This window comes from Pelotomaculum sp. FP (genome assembly GCF_004369245.1).
GTDB classification, from domain to species: Bacteria; Bacillota; Desulfotomaculia; order Desulfotomaculales; family Pelotomaculaceae; genus Pelotomaculum_C; species Pelotomaculum_C schinkii.
In genome coordinates this window covers 97,494-117,223 of the sequence record NZ_QFGB01000004.1, presented here as the reverse complement: position 1 = coordinate 117,223, position 19,730 = coordinate 97,494, and the positions used below count along the sequence as shown (strand labels likewise).

Here is a 19,730-nt window from a genome sequence, read left to right as displayed (position 1 = left end):
TTCTATAACATAACACAAGATGGTGTCTACCTTAATTCTATTTATTGCCCGCAGAATTGGCGCTTTCTCTACCAACGTAGGCGATAGCCTGGGCACGGTTCTCCAGGTGAAGCAGCTCGATGATTCTTTCCATATGATACTTGACGGTGCGCTCGCTTAAGCCAGGGGTGGCTCCCACTTCCTTGTAGCTCAGGCCTTTGGCCACCAGGCCAAGCACTTCGGCCTGCCGCGGGGTCAACCGGCCGGTGTCCGGTTTGACACTGGCTAATGATAACTACATGGGCAACGGTTTGAATAGCTCAGCAGCACCAATAGGAACCAAGCTGAAGCCGGTCAGCACATAATGGGAATCCAGCACATTTTTTTCCAGCACCCAAACCTCATGCCCTCCTATACCCCAGAAACAGGCCTCGTAATTATCCCTTCCCTGTGACACTACAGTGCTGTTTCCTGTTGATGGATCCAGGATTTCTATTACTATCTCAACCTGTGCCTCACCGGGGCTTGGCAGATAATGCATTGTTAGAATACGGCCGTCAGAAGCATAGGAAGCGCTGGTGTATACCTGACCGGCCTGACCCAGATCAAAAGACTTTTGCAATGCCCCCGTACCATCATATATTTCGATTAGTCCTCCTTCAGCAACCTTGAAAAGCCTGCCCCCACCAGAAACTGCAGTAACATAACCACCCTGGGCATACTCATTATTATTCTCGCCAAGGTCGGTGATTTTTCTGCCGTTAAAATCCATGATGTGCTGGTAATACCCGTCATCCCAGCCGCTGACCACGTGTAGAGATTCACCGGGGACAATCCACCCCGCGGAACGAAACTTGCCTGTTTTCTCCGGGAATAACGGCTCAATGCTCCCGTCCGCTACCGAAATTTTCGCCATGCCCTGCAGGCGGCCCGCCCCGTCACCGAGCTCCTGACCCAGATCGTTGAAAAAGAACAGGTGTTGGCCGTCAGGATACCAGACCGGATACCAGTCCTCATTTGTATGAGTAAGCCTTTTTTGGCTGTTACCATCACTGTCACAAATCCATAAGCCGCTCCTGCCACGCGCATAGGCGATCATAGAGCCATCAGGGCTGTAGGAGCCGTAATAGGTTTCTTCGGCAATGGTATTGACGGCGCCCTCCTGCAAGGAAAACCGGGTCAGATTGCTGTCTTTCACGTATAGGACATTTTCTCCGGCCGGATCCCAACCCAGAGCGCGAATGATATTCCCCCGGTCTAGCGTTGTTATTTTTTCTGTCGTCAAATCCAGCAGCAGGAGGCTGCTCTCCACCTCCACTCCTTCCCCGGGCGGATAATGACAGGCGCTGAATACAGCTTTTTTTCCGTCGTTGGTCAAACGCATATCGTTGTTATAGCCCGTAAATACCAGGTCCCCAAAGCCGATAGTCCTATTGACATGGTTAGACTCGGATTCACTGGAGATGTTAAGGATGCCGGTGCTTTCTTCTCCCTTGTCATCTACCGCCGTACCGTACAAGGTTAGTACGGCAATAACCATTAGGACAGGAACAACCAACAGTATTTTGGCAGGCGGCATGCGATGCTTGCTCAATCCAATCCTCCCCTTTTTCAACCGGTTAATGTTCAATCCTTTTAATTGGACGCTTTCCGGTATTTTTAGGTTCATACACACCAAAATCACTGCGTGCCCCGCGAAAGGGAGGGCAATAACAGTTCAAATTGTTTTTGTGAAAATAATTGCAGGATTCACTATTTGGCGGGAGAATAATTAACAGGATTAAAATATTAGAGGTGTAACATGAAATACATAATATTGCTCGGAGACGGTATGGCTGACGAACAGTTGGCCGGCCTTGGCGGTAAAACTCCGCTTCAATTTGCCTCCACCCCCAACATGGATTTTGTCGCTTCATACGGTGAAATAGGTGTTGCTGGAACAGTACCCGCAGGCTTTCCACCCGGCAGCGACGTAGCCAACCTTTCCGTTATGGGCTACGACCCGCGCCTTTACTATACAGGCCGCTCACCGTTGGAGGCGGTCAGCATGGGCGTCAGCCTGGACAGCGACGATGTGGCTTTTCGCTGCAACCTGGTTACCCTTTCCGGTGAGGAACGTTATGAAGATAAGACCATGGTCGACTACAGCGCTGATGAAATCACCACCGCGGAGTCTGGAAAAATTATTGAGGAAGTAAAAGCCCGCCTGGAAAGCGCACAATTAAAATTTTACCCCGGCTTTGGCTTCAGACACCTGCTTGTTTGGAAAGGCGGGCCGACAGGCGGGGAACTCACACCTCCCCATGATATTTCGGGAAGGGTGATCGGACCTTATCTGCCAAAAGGCCAGGGCGGGGAAACACTCTTGAACCTGATGAGGGAAGGCGCCGGCTTCTTGCCCGGACACCCGGTCAACGCGGCCAGAACCCGAAAGGGCCTGCGGCCTGCCAATGCCATCTGGTTCTGGGGCATGGGCAAGAAACCGCAGATGCCAAAATTCTATGACCGCTACCGGCTGAACGGCTCGATTATTTCGGCGGTGGATTTGATCAAAGGCATCGGCATCTGCGCCGGTTTCAACGTGGTTGAAGTGGAGGGAGTCACCGGTACGGCCAACACCAATGCCGACGGCAAGGTCCAGGCTGCTCTGGATGAGCTCGGCAAAGGCCGGGATTTAGTCTACTTGCATGTGGAGGCGCCGGACGCTGCGTCGCACCGGGGAGAACTCGACACCAAGATTAAGGCCATTGAAATGGTTGACCGGATGCTCGGCCGCTTGCTGCAAGAGCTTGATATTTACGATAGCTATAAGATTATGGTCCTGCCCGATCACCCCACCCCGCTCGCGACCATGACCCATTCCAGCAACCCGGTACCCTTCGCCATTTACAGCAAGGGACAGACTAAAAAAACAAACCGCGCTTACGACGAACAAACCGCCTCCAGGGGTTTGGTCATAAAAGCCGGTCACGAGTTGATGGACTATTTCCTGTACGGTTAAACAAACGACCAAGGGCACGTTCGAACTGAAAACAACATTGCGAGAGGCTTTCTAAGATAAAGCCTCTCTTCCAAACAAGTTTAATGTGGGGTAATAATTTTGGAATTGCCGAAAGATTGGCCGAAGTGTCCTTTTTGTGGTAAAAACTTAGATTTAGCACTGTGAAGTTTTCAAAACCCGCTTAAAAGGCTGGGAATAGAAGGGAAAAAGCCCCGCTCCTAGAGCGAGGCTTGGCCATTAAACCAGAGTGTCAATAGTAGAGCTTATATTTACTGAAGCGGTTGCCGACATTGACTGTTGCCCAGTATTTTGACTTTGGTTACTTTTTGCTTCTTTTGCTTGCTGAATTTCTGTCTCAATCTGCTGTATTTGCATTTGTAGCAGATTCACTTTTTGCTGTTTTATTTCTTCGTCCTCTTTACTTTGGCTAACCTCTTGCAGTTGCTGCTCAAGCCTTTCCTTTTGTTGTTGAAGCTTTGCTACGAGATTAGTATTATCAGCAGATGAATAAGACCTGCTTGATGATGAAGACAAAGCTGATGAAATGTTCATATCAATATCACCTCCCTTACTGTGTTCAATAGTTAGAACTAGCTCACGTTATGCTGTTCTAATTAATAAATCGGTTCAAAGTATTTAAGTCTTAATACCTGAAACGTCTCCAAAAAGCTTAAAGAAAACTGAAAGGTTTTTTACAAACTGGAATAAACCCAAAAGCCCCGCTCCGGAGAGCGAGGCCTTTTGTATGTCTGCTTATTTTATTCTCTCCAGAGAAAATACGCCATAGTGGATATCTTTGAGAAAATATTCCTTCTCTGACGCTCATCTCCTCTGGTGATGCCGGCATCATCATACAGCATCTCTTTATCTTTCCAACTAGTTGTAATACGGCGCTCAAACTTATCCGGCCAGGTTGAACCTTTGATGCAGGGCACGTACGGCCTGTTCGGCTTGTCCGGCCTTGATGATACAGGACACCTTTATTTCCGAAGTGCTGATCATCTCCAAATTTATACTCTCCTGGTAAAGCGCCTCGAACATCTCGGCGGCAACACCCGGGTTGCTGACCATCCCCGCGCCGACAATAGACACCTTGGCCACACCGTCATCACAGGTAAAACCTTCCGAACCCACTTCAGGCTGCAGCCTTTCCACAACTTCCAGCGCTTTTTTCAAATCGCCCTGCGGACAGGTAAAGGCAATATCGTTCCTGTCATCACGCATGGCGCTCTGGATGATCATATCAACATTAATTTTTTCATCAGCCAAGGCCTTGAACAGGATATAGGCGATGCCCGGCCGGTCAAAGACGTCAAAAAGCCCAATTTTAGCGACATTGTAGTCGCATGCGACACCGGTTACCACATGTTTTCTTTCCATATCATCTACCTCCTTGACCAACGTACCTGGATTATTGTTGAAGCTGGAACGCACGTGCAACGGCAAACTGAACTGCATAGCCAGTTCTACCGCGCGGGGATGCAGGACGGCCGCTCCCAGGTTGGCCAGCTCCAGCATTTCATCATAGCAAACCAGGTCAAGCTTTTTGGCTTCAGGAACAACGCGTGGATCAGTGGTATATACCCCGTCGACGTCGGTAAATATTTCACAAACATCGGCCTTTAAAGCTGCCGCCAGAGCAACCGCGGTGGTATCCGACCCGCCCCGCCCGAGGGTTGTTATATCATTATGCTGGTCAATTCCTTGAAAGCCGGCCACTACCACAATATTGCCCTGTTTGAGCTCTTTCTGCAGGCGGTCGGTATTGATCTTCAGTATTTTAGCCTTGGTGTGAGCATCATCGGTTAAAATTCCCACCTGACCTCCGGTCAGTGATATGGCAGGACTCCCCATATCTTGAATGGCCATCGCCAGCAGAGCTATGGAAATCTGCTCGCCGGTCGACAGAAGCATATCCATCTCCCGATCCGGGGGACTGCCGGTAATACCACCGACCAATTCGATTAAATCATCGGTTGTATCTCCCATGGCTGATACAACAACCACCACACTGTGGCCTTTATCCCTCTCCTGTATTACCCGGCCGGCCACCCGGCGGATCCGCTCAGCGTTGGCTACTGAACTCCCGCCATATTTCTGAACTACCAGCATGAAAAACCGCCTTCCTATGCCAGACAACTGCTGTCGACATCAAAGTATTGATTAAAGCTCGCGACACCCTACTTTATCTCCAAAGCCCTGGCTCCAACGGGGCTGGGTTTCAAAACCAGCACGCGGCACTTGACGCCGTTTTGGCGAAAAGTTTCGCCCATAACCCTGGCAATCAACTCCAGGTTGGAGTCGGCAAAGGCAATCACTGTAGGACCTGCTCCGCTCAAGGTAACCCCTCTGGCTCCGGCCAGCTTTGCCGCAGCCAAAACTTTCTTGAAGCCTGGGATCATTGAGGAACGCATCGGCTGGTGGAGACGGTCTTCCATAGCCGCTCCCAAGAGGCTTAAGTCACCCTGCTGCAGCGCCGCCACCAACAGAGACGCGCGCCCGACATTAAAGGCTGCGTCCTGAAAGGGCACCTGAGAAGGGAGCATTTCCCTGGAAACTTTCGTGACCATGGAAAAATCGGGAATTGCCACGACCCCTTTTAAGCCGTGCGGCGGCTTTATTTTTAGGCATTTTACTTCTCCATCGGCCTGGACCGAGACCACGATGCCCCCGAGTACCGCCGGAGCCACATTATCCGGGTGTCCCTCCAGCGAACTGGCCAGGCTAATGATATCTTTTATCGATAGTTTTCCTCCTGAGAGAAGGTTGGCGGCAATCACTCCCCCAACGATAGCTGAGGTACTGCTGCCTAATCCCCTGGCAACCGGAATTTGGTTGGCCAGGCGCAACTTTAAGCCAGACGGGGAGTAACCCACCTGTCGAAAAACCTTTTGGGCAGCCTGGTAAACCATATTGTGCTCGTCCTTGGGGATTTCGTTAGACCCTTCACCAGACACCTCAATAACCGTTCCCATGGGAATCGGGATTATTTCAACCACGTTATAAAGCTCCAGCGCCATACCCAGACAGTCGAAACCCGGACCAAGGTTAGCCGTGGTGGCCGGCACCTGTACACGAATCATCAGGTTGCAGCCCTCCTCTGAAAGAGGAATAAAAAAAGCTCATAAATATGTCTTTGCTATTCCTCTACCCTGATTACGTTTGCTATTTCGTTAACCGTAGACAACTCTTTGATAATTTTAAGGGCGTCCTGCAGGTTCTGCTCCAATACCCGGTGGGTAACCAGGACTATTTCAGCAGCCTGCCCGGTGGTATGTTTTTGGATGACTGAAGCCAGGCTCACGTCGTTATTACCCAGGACAAAGGCGATGCTGGCCAGCACCCCCGGACGGTCGTCTACATTGAGACGGATATAATACTTGGTTGAGGTCAACCCCATAGATTTAACCGGCTTTTCATCAAAACAGGTGCAGTTGTACAGACCCGGCACATGTTTCAGTTTACTGCGGGCAGCGCTCATGATATCGGCGACAACAGCGCTGGCGGTAGGCAGTTCTCCGGCCCCCCGGCCAAAAAACATCACGTCGCCAACGGCATCCCCGCTGACAAAAACAGCGTTATACACATCATCAACTGGAGCAAGCGGGTGCGTTTTGGGCAGCATGGCCGGGTGCACATGTACCTCAACTCCTGCTTCACTTTCCTTGGCAATACCTAAAAGCTTCACCACATAGTTCAAATCAGCCGCATAGCTAATATCTTCGGCGGTTATCCGGGTAATTCCTTCAACATAAACCTGGCTTAAGGAAACCCTGGTGTTGAAGGCAATGGAAGCTAGAATCGCCAGCTTGCGCGCCGCGTCATAACCCTCGACATCCGAGCTGGGGTCAGCTTCGGCATAACCTAAGGCCTGCGCTTCAGCAAGCGCCGTCTGGAAATCGAGACCCTCCTTGCTCATCCTGGTCAACATATAGTTGGTGGTGCCATTTATGATGCCAATAACCTGTTGAATCCGGTTGGCTGCCAGGCATTCCTTAAGCGGCCTGATTATAGGTATTCCTCCGGCCACGCTGGCTTCAAACAAGAGGTCGCTGTTGTTCGCCTCGGCTGCCTCAAACAGTTCTTTGCCGTGCTCAGCAATCATATCCTTGTTGGCTGTGACCAGACTTTTTCCATTTTTCAAAGCTTTTAGGGCATATGGCAGGGCAGGTTTTATCCCTCCCATAACCTCTACAACAATGTCAATGTCAGGGTTGTTGATGACTTCGTCGACATCTGCCGTTAGAACTCCTTCTTCCAATTGAACACCCCTGTTTTTGGCGGTGTCACGAACCAGTATCTTTTTAATTTCGACAGGCACGCCTACTTTTTGCTCGATGCCGGACCGGTTTTCGGTGAGGATGCGGTATACTCCCCGGCCCACAGTACCCATACCCAAAAGCCCTACACCAATCACATTCTTGGACAACTGCTCTCCCCCTTTATCCTGGAACTAAAAATATATAAAAAAACAGCAAAGTCGGCTTGCCAGCCACCTGTTATGGGTTGTTATTTATGCCGCATGACACCCTATTACCTGCTCTCCCGTCCAACGGTCTGTAGGAGCTGGCAACACTTGTCTAAACCGTACATGGGTATGGCGACATTATAGCACCAGGCGCGGCGTCAGGCAACACCAAGGGACCACGGTTCAGATAATATTCTCCACTGCGCTTATTTAACGGTATTATAGCTAATTGCGAAGACAATAAATACATGATCCGAGCTATTAATGCAAAAAATAACTTTGTTCATGGTAACAACACCTGCTCCTTAAGCAAACTCCCTGTGAACAGTTAATACCCGGCCCGCAGAGGTGCAAACAAATGAACAGCTGCTATTTATATGGAGAAAACCGCTATAAGAGATCCCATATTACACCATACGCCATCAACCTGGTACAGCACAGAAACCCCTGGGTGATCATATGGTGGTCGGCGGCTTTTCCCGGACTGGGGCATATGCTCTTGGGAAAATCCGTCAAAGGCCTTATTTTTTTGTTATGGGAGATTCTGGCCAATATGAAATCCAGTCTCAACACAGCAATTTTTTATTCCTTCACAGGCAATTTTGACCTGGCCAGGGAGGTCGCAGACGTTAGTTGGCTGGCAATTTATGCGGGCGCCTATATATTTATTATTTGGGACAGCTACCACCTCACGGTGGAATTAAATAAAGTTTCAAAAATGGCCGAAAGAGAAAGACCTTCTCTACAGTTTATGAAAATTAATTCCAATGGGCATAACTTTTTAAAACAGTTCAATCCCCGGCTTACCGCAGTATGGTCCGCTTTCATGCCGGGGTTGGGGCACCTCCGCCTGCAGCGATCCCTCACTGGTTTCACGCTCCTGGTTTCATGGATCTCCATTACCGGGTTATCCCATATGTATAACGCCGTACAATTTACCTGTACAGGTTCTTTCAGCAAGGCGTTAGATGTCCTCAATCTCCAATGGCTCCTTTTTTTGCCTTCAATTTTTGTCTTCGCCATTTACGGTTCTTACGTTGACGCGGTTGAGATTAATAAGTTATACCAGGCGGAACAGAGGTCCTACCTGGTGGAGAATTACCAGAACCCGGCCTTCGACATGCCTGTCTAGTAAATAAATTAAGGTGGTTAGATGTACCTCGTAGCAGCTTTTGAACATTCCTTATTCCTGGAACAGGCGATTTCCGACCTCTTGCATAACGGCTTGGCCAGGGAAAATATCCTTGCCGTCCCGCTTGAACATCAGAACGCGGGCAGCGGCGGCAACAGTCTTATTGATGGCGCAGCCGTAGCCGGGACAGCCCTGATGGTCCTTGGCGTCATATACGGTTTTGTTTTGAGGTGGGGTCCGGTTATCTGGGGTCTAATCGGCCTGCTGGCGGGGATAGCGACGGGAGCGCTCCTGGCCCTTGCAAGAAGCAGGATACCGCATAGTACTAAAAAGCCCAATAGTATGGCGGCAGAAGTGGTTCTAATAATCAATTGCCGCGACAATAACGTTAAGGAGTCCGAACAAATCTTGTGGAACAACCAGGCGTTAGGGGTTGGAAGATTGTACAGGTGAATCATATTGGGATGAACCGGCCGAAAACAATAATGCCCGAACCCTATGGCGGGTAAGGAGGCAGACACAAAACAATGAACGCGGTTCCTTCTTTTGAAGAGGTTATCGAATTACAGAATAAAGCCATAGAAATGCAGTACCAACACTGGCTCCACAAAGAGTTGGGCACCTTTCAATTCTGGATACTCATTTTTGTCCTGGTGGTCCCCTGGCTGCTTTGGTGGAAATATGCAGATAAAAAACGTCTGGTTGAAATATTGCTGTACGGGTTCATGGTGCTAACTGTGGTTACTTTTCTGGATGAAATGGGCTGCCAGCTAAACCTATGGGAATACTATTACGATATCGAACCTTATTTCCCGCGTTTGATACCGGTCAACTACACGGCGCTGCCTGTTACTTTTATGCTGGTTTATCAGGTGTTCCCGACCTGGAAAAAGTTCACCATCGCACATACGGCGCTGGCGGCTGTTTTTGCTTTTATCGGTGAACCCCTTCTCATATGGTTGGGAATATACAAATTATACCAGTGGGAACATATTTACTCTTTTCCTATTTATATTATCATACCTGTTTTTTTGAGGTGGCTGGTATTAATTGTTGCAGGAAAACAACACCAGGCCAAGACCAAAGATAAACCATCCCGGGACGGGATAATCTGATTATGACTCACTACCAATATCATAGTCGACTTGGGTTTGCAGCCGGTTGCCTGTATCTTGTGCGAATGAACCGGCCCCATATTGACTATTAACAAGTTGGAGTCTCAAGGAGGAAAATATGGTCATCAGCCCTGAATTGATTATAAGTATAACCTCTGCTCTGATCGGTTTGCTGCTGCTGGTTTTCGCCGTAGACTGGCGCTATTTCAGGGACTGGGTGGTGGTATTCCTTTACAAAAACGTTCTTGACGGTCTCTGGGGGGCTGCAGTGGTAAACCTGGACCTCTTGGAATACCCTTTCCGGCAGTTGCCTCTTTTATATAAGGTGAGCCTTTTGTTTGATTTCTGGGTTTTCCCAATTCTTTGCATATTATACAACCAGCTTACCAGGGAGCGTGGCTTCCGTCATATCCTTGTTTACGCCATACTTTTTAGTGTTGGCATAACCGTGATAGAATATCCTCTGGAACTCTATACGGAATTAATCAAGTACCATAAGTGGAGCTGGTATATTACCTTCATTACATTGACTGTAACACTTCTGTCTTCCAGAGCGTTTGTAGCTTTTTACCGCTGGGGTTGCGAGTATTTTGGAAACAAAAGGTTTTAAAAAAACCGGTCGTGCGACCGGTTTTTTTTATATTATAATGCAGATGAGGCCACCCGAGCCTTCGTTGACAATCCGCTGCAGGGTCTCCTGGAGCTTGAGCTGGGCGTTTTCCGGCATGCGGTGGAGTTTATTCTGAATACCCTCACGGACCAGGTCGTGAACTGATTTGCCAAAGATCTCCGAGTTCCATATTTTCTGCGGATTGTCTTCGAATTCCTTGAGCATGTACTGGACCAGTTCTTCGCACTGTCTCTCGGTGCCTATGAGCGGGGTTAATTCGGTGGTGATATCGGCCTTAATCAAGTGGAGGGACGGAGCGGTCGCCTTCAATTTCACTCCGAAGCGGCTTCCCTGGCGAATTAGTTCCGGCTCTTCCAGGACCAGTTCGTCAACGGTCGGAACTACAACCCCGTAGCCGATCTCCCTGACCTCGTCCAGGGCTTGAGATACTTTATCAAACTCCCGCTTGGCCACGCTGAGTTCTTTAACCAGGCGGAAAAGCTCCCTTTCATCCTCGATAACAAAGCCGGATTCCTCACTCAGCACCTTATAGTACAGCGAGGGATCGGAAGTGATACTAATGGAGGCCGAGCCCGAACCCATATCCATGCTGCGCAGGCTGACCTGATCTACAAAGTCGTAATCCCCTAGAGACTCCACGGCCATGTTCACATCTCTGAGGCGGCGGACATTTTTAACAGTCTCACGGACTGATTCCTCAAACTTTTGGCGCAGCCAGTGCCTGATTTCCAGTTCCTCCACCCAGGGCGGCAGGCTGATATTTACCTCATTGACCGGAAACTCATAAAGCAGTTTTTCCAGTATATTTAAGATGTCGGCCTGAGTCATCTGGACACAGTCGACCGGTATGACTGGAACATCATATTTTTCGCTTAGTTCCGCAGCAAGCTGCAGGACTTCCTCGCTGGCCGAGTTGGTGCTGTTGAGGAGGACCAGGAAAGGACGGTTAATGTCCTTCATCTCCTCGATAACCCGTTCCTCGGCCTCAACATAATTTTCCCTGGGGATCTCCGTAATCGAGCCATCGGTGGTCATAACCAGCCCCATGGTCGAATGTTCGGCTATTACCTTTCTGGTTCCCACCTCTGCCGCATCCTGGAAGGGAATTGGTTCCTCGAACCAGGGAGTGGAAACCATCCTGGGACCGTCTTCCTCCTCATAGCCAAGGGCTCCCTCAACCCGGTAGCCAACACAATCAACCATACGCATCTTAACAGTCAAGTTAGGGGTTATCTGAATTTCCACGGATTCATTCGGCACAAACTTCGGTTCCGTGGTCATTACCGTCCGTCCGGCTGCGCCCTGGGGCAATTCGTCCTTGGCCCGCTCCCGATCATGCACGTCTTTCATATTCGGGAGCACCATTTGTTCCATAAAACGTTTGATAAACGTTGATTTCCCGGTGCGAACGCCGCCGACCACCCCGAGATATAAGTCTCCCCCGGTGCGTTCCGCAATATCGCGGAAAATATCGGTTCTTTCCAATGAACACACTCCCTCCCTTAAAGAATCATAAAAATTATATATAAAAAAAGGTTGCATCCCTCCCCCGCTCAGGCGAAAAAAAGATTATGTTATTAATCTGCCGTGAACCCTAGTCCACGTCTATTTTTTTCCAGTTGCATACAATAACAATATATATATATGAGCCTGTTGGGCGAATATGACCTGGAAATATAAAAACCGGTAAAAAAATATCCATTATTTCCCTGCCACATTTGAAAAGAAAAGCCGCCCTTCATAGGCAGCTTGTATTATTAATTCATATTATCAATGTAAGTGTATCACAAGATCACTGTTAACTGGTCTTCGAAGACCTCTGGGGTAGTGGGCTTGGGGTTATCCTCCGCTCGCTTCGCAATTCTCCATTTGTGAAACAAGAGCGTCATGCCGACCGCATATACATACAGCCATCCGGTAGCTACGCGCTATATAAGCTTTGATTTTAAGCTACGTACGCGCTAAGGAACGCACCCAGGTGCTCCGAAACGCTTTCGGATAACCCCAACAAGCCCGCAAGTCAAGCCTTTTCGGGCAATATTCTTGAGACAGATGAGGCAGAATAACGAGACATATGTCTTCCTATTGACACTCCCCAGTGTGCATTTTTATTGGTATTATCAGTGGAAAAAATCATGGCTGGTGCATTGCACTGACCCCATAGGACTGCGCCACATACCCACGTCTCACGTCCCATTTCACACCTGACAGGCCCCGCCGAAACCGATCTTTATGCAGCCCTGCTCAACGATTACCGGGACCAAACGGGCTCCTCCGGTCAGTTCGAGCATCCTTTGCAAAGCTTCCTGCTCTTTTACAACATTATGGTACTCGTAAGGCCTCTTACGCCTGGCCAAATCCTCCTTTGCGGCTGCCGTATAGGAACAACCGTCTATACCAAATAAGATAATCCTGTTCAACATTTCGATCACCCCGTTATAGTATCTACCAAACTATGTTTCGTTATAGCGGATGATCTTGTGGAACTAAAACTGGCTTCTACCCAGGGCGGCGGCAGCCAGGGCCACTTCTTCCGTTTCGTGTTTTTTGCCCCTGGTCATGAGCTTGTTAACAGCTGTTTCAGGCGGGAAACCTTCGAACAAAACCTCGTGCATCTGTTCGGTAATGGGCATATTGACACCGTAAAGCTCGGACAGCCTGCGAGCCGCCCGGGTAGTGCGGACGCCTTCCACCACCATACCCACTTCAGCCAGTGCCTCCTCCAGTGATTTGCCCCGGCCTATAGCCATACCGGCGCGCCGGTTGCGACTGTGCATGCTGGTGCAAGTTACGATCAGGTCACCAACCCCGGCAAGGCCGCCAAAAGTAAGCGGGTTGGCGCCCAGCGTGATGCCCAGGCGGGTGATTTCAGCCAGCCCCCTGGTCATCAGGGCTGCTTTGGTGTTGTCACCAAAGCCCAGCCCGTCGGCAATACCTGTGCCAAGGGCAATGACATTCTTTAGCGCGCCCCCCAGTTCAACTCCGGCGACATCCGGATTGGTATAGACTCTGAAATTGTCGCACATAAACAGGTCCTGCGCGTATTCAGCACTCTTTATGCTGGATGACGCCGCTACCACTGCAGTGGGCACCTGCCTGCCCACCTCCTCGGCATGACTGGGCCCGGAAAGCGCCACATACCGCTCGAGTGCCCGCGGACCGGCAACTTCCGCAAATGCCTGGGATAAACGACGCAGGCTATCCTCCTCAATTCCTTTGGCGGCGTTGATAATCAGCCCCGTGCCGGACAGATGGGGGAGAGCGGATTGGAGCGCCTCCCGAAAGGCGTGGGACGGCACAGCAAAAACGACCGCGTCAGCTTCGCGCACCGCCTCTTCAATATGGACCGTGACCTCGACCGCCGGGGGCACAATCACCCCGGGAAGATATCGTATATTTTCTCTTGTTATTGTAATCTCCTTCGCGAGAGCTGCGTGTCTCGACCACATCCGCACCGTGTACCCTTTGTGCGCCAGTAGTACCGACAAAGCCGTAGCCCAACTGCCGGCGCCGGCTACCCCAATAATTTTACTCACCAATTACACACCTCCCGCCTACCAGAACTTCCGTTTGATTTTTGGTTCGGCGCCACCGGCCAACCTCTTAATATTAGGTTTGTGCTTGTATATCACCAGGGCCGCCACCAATATACCCAGGACTAGGTAGGGCCACTCCAGATGAAAAGCCCAGATTAACAAAGGTATGGAAAGAACCGCGGCAATGGATCCAACAGAAACGTACCCGGAAAGCCCGACCACGGCCAGCCACACAACCGCGGCAATAAGGCCGACCGGCAGGGCTATGGCGGCGATTACGCCGACAAAGGTGGCAACCATTTTCCCTCCCTTAAAGCCCAGGAACACCGGCCAGCTGTGTCCCGCCAGTACGGCTATACCGGCTGCGGCTACTACTTCAGGCCCGCCAAAATGTTTGGCCAACAGTATTGTCAGGACTCCCTTGCCCAAGTCTCCGGCCCAGGCCAGTACCCCTGCCACAGGACCGGCATTACGCCAAACATTGGTCATGCCAACATTGCCGCTGCCATAGTTGCGGATGTCGATCCCTTTCCATAAGCGGGCAACCAGGTAACTCACCGGAATAGAACCAATCAGGTAGCTAGCTATTATAACTAAAAAAACCGACATATCTGCTTCTCCTTCGGCATTCAGCCGCCGGTCGTCAGACACCGGACGCCGGCGCTTACTGTATTACTCCGGGTCAAAACTGCATGCGGACGAACCAAATATCATTTTTAAAAATTTAAGAGTATCGCACACAGCGCGCCAGCGCCGCACTTGTGGCAGCCAATGGTGCAAATTCGCACCTACATCTTCAAGGTAGATGTCAGGTCTCCTTACTCCTCCTTTGACCGTCTGCGCAGGCTAAAGCGGAGCGGTGTCCCTTCAAACCCGTAAGCCGAACGGATTTGGTTCTCAAGGTAGCGCTGGTAGGAAAAATGCAATAATTCAGGATCATTAACAAACAGCACAAAGCGTGGGGGCTTGACCCCGCTCTGAGTAGCATATAAGATCTTCAGGCGCCTGGTCTTATCCGCCGGTGGCGGGTTCTGCTGAGTCGCTTCCCTGATCAGGGTATTTAAATTGGCGGTACTTACACGGGTGGCATGCTTCTCGGCTACAAAATCGACCAACTCCAGCACTTTTAAAACTCGCTTTCCAGTTAGCGCAGAGGTGAAGATAAGAGGGGCATAAGGCATAAACGCCAGTTCCTGACGTACTTTATCACTATAGCGTTTCATAGTTTTATCGTCTTTTTCCACCAGGTCCCATTTGTTCACCACTAGAATTGAGCCCTTACCGGCTTCATGGGCGTAACCGGCAATGCGCTTGTCCTGTTCGGTAACCCCTTCAACCGCGTCAATAACGACTAATACCACGTCACACCGGTCAATCGCCCGTAAAGAGCGGATAACACTGTATTTCTCCGTAGTACGCTCGACCCGGCTTCTGCGGCGTATACCGGCAGTATCGATGAGCATGTAGTTTTTGCCGTCCCGCTCAAAGGTTGTATCAATGGCGTCGCGCGTGGTACCGGGAATATTGCTGACAATGACCCGTTCCTCTCCCAGGAGGCTGTTTACCAGTGAGGACTTTCCCACATTGGGTCTGCCGATAACGGCAATTTTGATTATATCCGGAGAGTCTGCCACTCCCTGATCCGGAGGAAGCAGTTCCACCAGCCTGTCCAGCATATCGCCGGTGTTCAATCCCTCCGCCGCAGATACGGGTACCGGATCCCCCAGACCAAGCTGGAAAAAATCATATATCTTCTCGGGAGAGTCAAAATTTTCAACCTTGTTAACCACAAGCACGGCCGGTTTATGCGCACGGCGAACGACCGAAGCCACTTCCAGGTCGTCCGGATTTAAACCGGCCCGGGCGTCCACAACAAAGAGCACCACGTCCGCCTCGCGGATAGCCAGCTCTACCTGAGTCCGGACATGGCTGGTAATTTCGCTGTCTTCCTGAAAGTCAAGTCCTCCCGTATCTACCAGGGTAAAATGGCGCCCTGACCATTCAGCATCCATGTAAAGGCGATCCCTGGTTACCCCGGGTGTATCCTCCACAATAGCCACGCGGCCGCCTACGATGCGGTTGAAAAGCGTCGATTTGCCCACATTTGGCCGCCCCAGTATGGCCACTATCGGTTTGGACATATTATTGTCACCTTTCTGATTTAAGTAAAACTCTAATAAAACTTCAATAAATAGGACACCGTCCTTAACCCGGCGCCATTACTGCATAAAAATCAATGTTAAGTATACTAATACTATTATAACCATTCTGTTGCAAGTGCGGATGCGCCAACCATGATTTTTTATTAAGATGCTCCCAATTAAAACGCACCCACATTGTCTTCACTGTGCCTGCTTTCATGTGGGTGCGATTCCAATCGCGCTTGCACTGCGGCGCATGATAACCTAAAATTATTATTTCAGTAATCCCTGTCTTCGACAAAAAGCTCTGCGTGTTCCGGCCCTTCCAGCAGAGCCTCAACCAACTGGCGCGGCCCCTTGACCACGGCCACTCTGGTTTTTAAACGTTCCGCCAGGTCAGCGACAGTGAGGCTATCTAAAAAGAGCTCCCCCTCCTCTTTCAGCATTACCGCGGGGAGAACCAGGAGGTCGCCTATCTTTCGCGGATCAATTTGGTCCATTAAGTCCTGCCCCGTGACCAATCCGGTTACAGTAACCCGCTCTCCAAAAAAGGTGTTCTCTATTGTTTTTACGGTAACCTGTAGTCCCTTTATTTTATTTAGTCCCGCCGCGACCTGCCGCAGCACGATAGCTCCCAAAACTCCAGTGGCAATGGTTACTTTTAGAGGCTCTATCTCCAGGGGCAGATCCTGTCTGACTTCCTCCCATTCTTCCAAAAAGAGGCGTACCAGACCCACCCCGTTCTCAAGCTGTGGAAAACCGGCATAGGAATCTAAGGGGGGAACCTGCTCTCCAGCCAGCAGGTAGAACTCATCCGAAACAAAGACAAAGGGGTCGCCCAGACCGGCCAGGAACTCATCCTGCCTTAAACCCACCCACTCGACAACCTGATGCGCTTCGGCAGGGGTAACATTTCTTAACGGGTAGCAGGACTCCCTGAATTGCGTCAACCCGACCGGCACCACCGCCAGGGAACTGACCGACGGCCACAAACCGGCCAGATCTCTTACTGTGTTTTCCAGTTCCCGGCCGTCATTAATGCCTGGACACAGCACAATCTGAGTGTGCATCTCAATCCCGGCAGAAGCCAGAAACTTCAGCTGTTCCAGAATAAGTCCGGCCCGTTTATTACCGAGCATAACCCTACGCAGCTCAGGGTTGGTGGTATGGACGGATATATAGAGGGGGCTCAGGCGGAGCCGGGCGATTCTCTCCAGTTCTTCATCTCCAACGTTGGAAAGAGTGATAAAATTACCGCTCCAGAAGGAGAGCCTGTAATCATCGTCCTTGATATAGAGGGACTTGCGCAAGGCGGGCGGCATCTGGTCGACAAAACAAAAAATGCATTGGTTGGAGCACCAGGTAGTGCGCCCGAACCCCCCGTCTGCAAATTCCAAACCCAGATCCTGGTCGTAGTCCTTTTCAACATCAAGGACCCACTCCTCACCGGCTGCAGTGATCACCTCAATGGTGAGGTTTTCTTCAGTCTCAAAAAAACGGAAGTCGATAAGATCCCGCACCTCTGACCCGTTAATGGAGATTAAACGGTCCCCTGGCGCAAGATCCATTTCAGCGGCAATACTCCCGGGTAAGACCTGCGCAATAAGCAAACCCCGATCCTCCATACGGGACGACCTCCCCCCTAGCTCTAACAACCATTATCTAAAAATTCCAGAATCTAGTCAAGGGATTTTCCGAGGCCGTCTCTAACACCAGCACTCAGCCGGGTCAGTTCTCCATACATTTTTTTGATACCGGTATAGGTAAAAAAACGCCCTAAAGCGGCGAGAAAGCCCGCTCTGTTGAGAAGGCGTCCTGCCAATAAAAAAAAGTTGTCGCCAACCCCGCTGTCGATCATAAGCAAGTTGCCGCGAGGAATTTTATAGATCCGGAGAAAGCTTTCAACCAAACGATGGGGCATACCACGCTCCCCTTTTATGGAAAGAGCGTAAATATCATTGCCACGGTCATCTTTGCCTATAACAAAGATCTCACCCTCTCCGCCGTCTTGCATATTCAAAAACGGCAGCTCCCGAAAACTGACGGCGCCCGGGTCTTTCCCCGCCGGGAGCCGGCCTGTATGAATAGCGCCGGCAACAATCGCCACGGGAAAGCGGCTGTTGCTGAAATAAAGAACTTTTTTCGCCATCCGCCCTCAACTTTTCTTTGGTTTTTTTAACCAAACCAACCAATTTAAAGTAAGCCACCCGCGTACCCATGGTCACGATAGGCCGCCCCACCCCGATTAACCCCCAGCGCCGCGAAAGATATCCTCCAAACATCATGATCCAATTGACCTGGCTCATAGCGTTGACCAAGCAGTAGCTTGAAGCGGGGATACCAAAAATCCCCCCCAGTCCGGCAAAGACATTTTCCAGAACTGCCGGCCGGCTGCGGCGGGCGGTCAGGTAAACTTCATGCCCGTACTCATCGATCCCTATGAAAAAAATATGGCCGTGCTCGCATGCATCCTGCCGGTCATAAAGCGGTAATTGCAAAAACTCTTCCGGTCCTGGAACGCGGTCTTCCGGCAACATCCCCAGGTGTATAGCAGCGGCGGTAACCGAGGAATGAGTACCCCCATAACAATGGTAAATAACCTTCATCAGTGCTTTACCAGAATTAATGAACCGTTTTCCAGGTCGTGGACATTGGCGTCAAGTATTCTGGACAGGTAATTGGCAACCTTTTGCTGCTCTTCCTCGTCTCTAGCCAGGAAAACAGGTGTGCCCTCGCCAACCATACTCATCTGCAGTGTTACAATGGCCAGGATGGTACCAACCGACTCTTCACTCATGTGGATTTCACCTGCTCTTTGGCTGCTTTTATTGAAGCTCCCGCCTTCAACGGTTTGCTCCTTGCGCTTTCCAGCACAGGGGTCAGCTTGACCGCCGCGATAAGCTGCTCCAGGTCCCGCTCAACCGGCATGATATATAACCCAACTTCGCCTGTATCGGGATTTTTTCTGGCCAGTGGGGTAAATTCCGGGGTGTCCACGTCTTTTTTGGTACCCAGGATGACCGACGCGGTAAAGGCAATGGCATTGCGCTGTCCGATATCATGTAAAGTGGACCTGGCGTTGCCGTCCCTGGGGATAAGCTTAACCGCCAGACCATCTTTTAAAATTTTATCGCGCATTGATTTGAGACCTACATTCATGATGCCAATCTCGTCTACCATCAAAATAGCGCCCTTAAAGCTGATCCGGGCCGGTACCACTTCACAGATGCTGCCGACTACCTGGCCGGACATGAAATATCTGCTAAACAGAACCGCCAGGATGGCGACCACAAAAGCCACCGCCTGCCCGCCAAACTGGGCCGCTAGGCTGGTAACAAAGGCAGTTCCCATCACCAGGTAATTCCTGGCCTCAAAAGTACGGGCAATCCCCTCAATATAATCTAGACCTCTTCTGACCAGTTCACTTCTTTCCAGGCTTTCCAGGGTGCGTCGCTCGATATTACGGATTTCCCGGAACTGCTGCGCCGCCAGGGCCAAAAAGGTGGCCGCGGCGAAATCCGGTTTCATTATTGCCGGAATCGCCACAGCCCCCAGAACTGAAGCGATAAACCCGAGGAAAAGGTGGCCCAGGTAGCCGTGCGGGTAACCCGGGTACTGCCGGTAGTCAATGCGCAGCAGGATAACCCTGGTAACGGTCCCCGCTACTACACCGGCCAGGATCACCAGCAGGTATTCGGGTATTAAGTTAGACATGCTATCCCCCAAA

General features: G+C 50.5%; 21 protein-coding genes. 5 read left to right on the top strand and 16 right to left on the bottom strand.

Annotated elements, in window-relative coordinates:
- Positions 1 to 37: 37 nt before the first annotated feature.
- Both Psfp_RS03055 and Psfp_RS03050 read right to left on the bottom strand, forming a co-directional pair.
- On the bottom strand, positions 38 to 238 hold the full coding sequence (locus tag Psfp_RS03055; RefSeq protein ID WP_134217081.1) for a helix-turn-helix transcriptional regulator: 201 nt from the start codon (positions 236 to 238) through the stop codon (positions 38 to 40).
- Between the two features lie 36 nt (positions 239 to 274).
- The gene (locus Psfp_RS03050; protein ID WP_192895244.1) at positions 275 to 1,573 is read right to left on the bottom strand and encodes a PD40 domain-containing protein; all 1,299 of its coding nucleotides are present in this window, start codon (positions 1,571 to 1,573) and stop codon (positions 275 to 277) included.
- 207 nt (positions 1,574 to 1,780) lie between these two features.
- On the opposite strand from Psfp_RS03050, the gene Psfp_RS03045 reads away from it, so the two are divergent.
- Positions 1,781 to 2,980 carry a cofactor-independent phosphoglycerate mutase gene (locus tag Psfp_RS03045; protein ID WP_134217079.1) on the top strand — a complete coding sequence of 400 codons (1,200 nt, stop codon included), beginning with the start codon at positions 1,781 to 1,783 and terminating at the stop codon, positions 2,978 to 2,980.
- Positions 2,981 to 3,217: 237 nt separating this feature from the next.
- On the opposite strand, the gene Psfp_RS03040 is transcribed toward Psfp_RS03045, so the two are convergent.
- From Psfp_RS03040 to Psfp_RS03025, 4 genes are all read right to left on the bottom strand, one after another.
- Positions 3,218 to 3,532 carry a FlxA-like family protein gene (locus Psfp_RS03040; RefSeq protein ID WP_134217078.1) on the bottom strand — a complete coding sequence of 105 codons (315 nt, stop codon included), beginning with the start codon at positions 3,530 to 3,532 and terminating at the stop codon, positions 3,218 to 3,220.
- Between the two features lie 348 nt (positions 3,533 to 3,880).
- Positions 3,881 to 5,092 carry an aspartate kinase gene (locus tag Psfp_RS03035; protein WP_134217077.1) on the bottom strand — a complete coding sequence of 404 codons (1,212 nt, stop codon included), beginning with the start codon at positions 5,090 to 5,092 and terminating at the stop codon, positions 3,881 to 3,883.
- 68 nt (positions 5,093 to 5,160) lie between these two features.
- Positions 5,161 to 6,063 (bottom strand): homoserine kinase, encoded by a 903-nt coding sequence (gene thrB / locus Psfp_RS03030; RefSeq protein WP_134217076.1) that lies wholly within the window; start codon positions 6,061 to 6,063, stop codon positions 5,161 to 5,163.
- A gap of 56 nt (positions 6,064 to 6,119) precedes the next feature.
- Complete coding sequence (locus Psfp_RS03025; protein WP_134217075.1) at positions 6,120 to 7,409, bottom strand: homoserine dehydrogenase; 1,290 nt, start codon at positions 7,407 to 7,409, stop codon at positions 6,120 to 6,122.
- A gap of 397 nt (positions 7,410 to 7,806) precedes the next feature.
- Between Psfp_RS03025 and Psfp_RS03020 the strand changes: the two genes are divergently transcribed.
- The 4 genes from Psfp_RS03020 (at position 7,807) to Psfp_RS03005 (ending at position 10,305) form a co-directional block, all read left to right on the top strand.
- Positions 7,807 to 8,580, top strand: coding sequence for a hypothetical protein (locus Psfp_RS03020; RefSeq protein WP_134217074.1), 774 nt, complete (start codon positions 7,807 to 7,809; stop codon positions 8,578 to 8,580).
- A gap of 21 nt (positions 8,581 to 8,601) precedes the next feature.
- Entirely contained in the window at positions 8,602 to 9,033 is a 432-nt protein-coding gene (locus tag Psfp_RS03015; RefSeq protein WP_134217073.1) for a hypothetical protein, read from the top strand.
- A 74-nt stretch (positions 9,034 to 9,107) separates the two neighbouring features.
- Positions 9,108 to 9,695 (top strand): CBO0543 family protein, encoded by a 588-nt coding sequence (locus Psfp_RS03010; protein WP_134217072.1) that lies wholly within the window; start codon positions 9,108 to 9,110, stop codon positions 9,693 to 9,695.
- A gap of 118 nt (positions 9,696 to 9,813) precedes the next feature.
- Positions 9,814 to 10,305 (top strand): CBO0543 family protein, encoded by a 492-nt coding sequence (locus Psfp_RS03005; protein ID WP_134217071.1) that lies wholly within the window; start codon positions 9,814 to 9,816, stop codon positions 10,303 to 10,305.
- Positions 10,306 to 10,332: 27 nt separating this feature from the next.
- On the opposite strand, the gene spoIVA is transcribed toward Psfp_RS03005, so the two are convergent.
- From spoIVA to Psfp_RS02955, 10 genes are all read right to left on the bottom strand, one after another.
- Positions 10,333 to 11,811, bottom strand: coding sequence for a stage IV sporulation protein A (gene spoIVA, locus Psfp_RS03000; protein WP_134217070.1), 1,479 nt, complete (start codon positions 11,809 to 11,811; stop codon positions 10,333 to 10,335).
- A gap of 713 nt (positions 11,812 to 12,524) precedes the next feature.
- Positions 12,525 to 12,749 carry a UXX-star (seleno)protein family 1 gene (locus Psfp_RS02995; protein ID WP_134217069.1) on the bottom strand — a complete coding sequence of 75 codons (225 nt, stop codon included), beginning with the start codon at positions 12,747 to 12,749 and terminating at the stop codon, positions 12,525 to 12,527.
- 63 nt (positions 12,750 to 12,812) lie between these two features.
- The gene (locus tag Psfp_RS02990) at positions 12,813 to 13,862 is read right to left on the bottom strand and encodes an NAD(P)H-dependent glycerol-3-phosphate dehydrogenase (RefSeq protein ID WP_134217068.1); all 1,050 of its coding nucleotides are present in this window, start codon (positions 13,860 to 13,862) and stop codon (positions 12,813 to 12,815) included.
- Positions 13,863 to 13,880: 18 nt separating this feature from the next.
- Positions 13,881 to 14,471, bottom strand: coding sequence for a glycerol-3-phosphate 1-O-acyltransferase PlsY (plsY, locus tag Psfp_RS02985; RefSeq protein WP_134217067.1), 591 nt, complete (start codon positions 14,469 to 14,471; stop codon positions 13,881 to 13,883).
- 209 nt (positions 14,472 to 14,680) lie between these two features.
- On the bottom strand, positions 14,681 to 16,003 hold the full coding sequence (gene der, locus Psfp_RS02980; protein WP_134217066.1) for a ribosome biogenesis GTPase Der: 1,323 nt from the start codon (positions 16,001 to 16,003) through the stop codon (positions 14,681 to 14,683).
- 278 nt (positions 16,004 to 16,281) lie between these two features.
- A complete protein-coding gene (locus Psfp_RS02975; protein ID WP_134217065.1) occupies positions 16,282 to 17,628 on the bottom strand; it encodes a DUF512 domain-containing protein in 1,347 nt (448 codons plus the stop codon).
- A 53-nt stretch (positions 17,629 to 17,681) separates the two neighbouring features.
- The gene (locus tag Psfp_RS02970; RefSeq protein WP_192895243.1) at positions 17,682 to 18,110 is read right to left on the bottom strand and encodes a DUF3189 family protein; all 429 of its coding nucleotides are present in this window, start codon (positions 18,108 to 18,110) and stop codon (positions 17,682 to 17,684) included.
- Complete coding sequence (locus Psfp_RS02965) at positions 17,995 to 18,609, bottom strand: DUF3189 family protein (RefSeq protein ID WP_243120444.1); 615 nt, start codon at positions 18,607 to 18,609, stop codon at positions 17,995 to 17,997. Before Psfp_RS02965 ends, Psfp_RS02970 begins: the two co-directional genes overlap by 116 nt.
- A complete protein-coding gene (locus Psfp_RS02960) occupies positions 18,609 to 18,800 on the bottom strand; it encodes a hypothetical protein (RefSeq protein ID WP_134217063.1) in 192 nt (63 codons plus the stop codon). Before Psfp_RS02960 ends, Psfp_RS02965 begins: the two co-directional genes overlap by 1 nt.
- Positions 18,797 to 19,717: a YIEGIA family protein gene (locus Psfp_RS02955; protein WP_192895242.1), complete on the bottom strand. Its 921-nt coding sequence runs from the start codon at positions 19,715 to 19,717 to the stop codon at positions 18,797 to 18,799. Before Psfp_RS02955 ends, Psfp_RS02960 begins: the two co-directional genes overlap by 4 nt.
- Positions 19,718 to 19,730: the final 13 nt, after the last annotated feature.

Excerpts from the sequence above, each read along its gene's own strand:
- Psfp_RS03045 (WP_134217079.1), top strand. The coding sequence starts at position 1,781 with ATGAAATACATAATATTGCTCGGAGACGGTATGGCTGACGAACAGTTG.
- Psfp_RS03040 (WP_134217078.1), bottom strand. The coding sequence starts at position 3,532 with ATGAACATTTCATCAGCTTTGTCTTCATCATCAAGCAGGTCTTATTCA.
- Psfp_RS03035 (WP_134217077.1), bottom strand. The coding sequence starts at position 5,092 with ATGCTGGTAGTTCAGAAATATGGCGGGAGTTCAGTAGCCAACGCTGAG.
- thrB (WP_134217076.1), bottom strand. The coding sequence starts at position 6,063 with ATGATTCGTGTACAGGTGCCGGCCACCACGGCTAACCTTGGTCCGGGT.
- Psfp_RS03020 (WP_134217074.1), top strand. The coding sequence starts at position 7,807 with ATGAACAGCTGCTATTTATATGGAGAAAACCGCTATAAGAGATCCCAT.
- Psfp_RS03015 (WP_134217073.1), top strand. The coding sequence starts at position 8,602 with ATGTACCTCGTAGCAGCTTTTGAACATTCCTTATTCCTGGAACAGGCG.
- Psfp_RS03010 (WP_134217072.1), top strand. The coding sequence starts at position 9,108 with ATGAACGCGGTTCCTTCTTTTGAAGAGGTTATCGAATTACAGAATAAA.
- Psfp_RS03005 (WP_134217071.1), top strand. The coding sequence starts at position 9,814 with ATGGTCATCAGCCCTGAATTGATTATAAGTATAACCTCTGCTCTGATC.
- Psfp_RS02995 (WP_134217069.1), bottom strand. The coding sequence starts at position 12,749 with ATGTTGAACAGGATTATCTTATTTGGTATAGACGGTTGTTCCTATACG.
- plsY (WP_134217067.1), bottom strand. The coding sequence starts at position 14,471 with ATGTCGGTTTTTTTAGTTATAATAGCTAGCTACCTGATTGGTTCTATT.
- der (WP_134217066.1), bottom strand. The coding sequence starts at position 16,003 with ATGTCCAAACCGATAGTGGCCATACTGGGGCGGCCAAATGTGGGCAAA.
- Psfp_RS02975 (WP_134217065.1), bottom strand. The coding sequence starts at position 17,628 with ATGGAGGATCGGGGTTTGCTTATTGCGCAGGTCTTACCCGGGAGTATT.
- Psfp_RS02965 (WP_243120444.1), bottom strand. The coding sequence starts at position 18,609 with ATGAAGGTTATTTACCATTGTTATGGGGGTACTCATTCCTCGGTTACC.
- Psfp_RS02960 (WP_134217063.1), bottom strand. The coding sequence starts at position 18,800 with ATGAGTGAAGAGTCGGTTGGTACCATCCTGGCCATTGTAACACTGCAG.
- Psfp_RS02955 (WP_192895242.1), bottom strand. The coding sequence starts at position 19,717 with ATGTCTAACTTAATACCCGAATACCTGCTGGTGATCCTGGCCGGTGTA.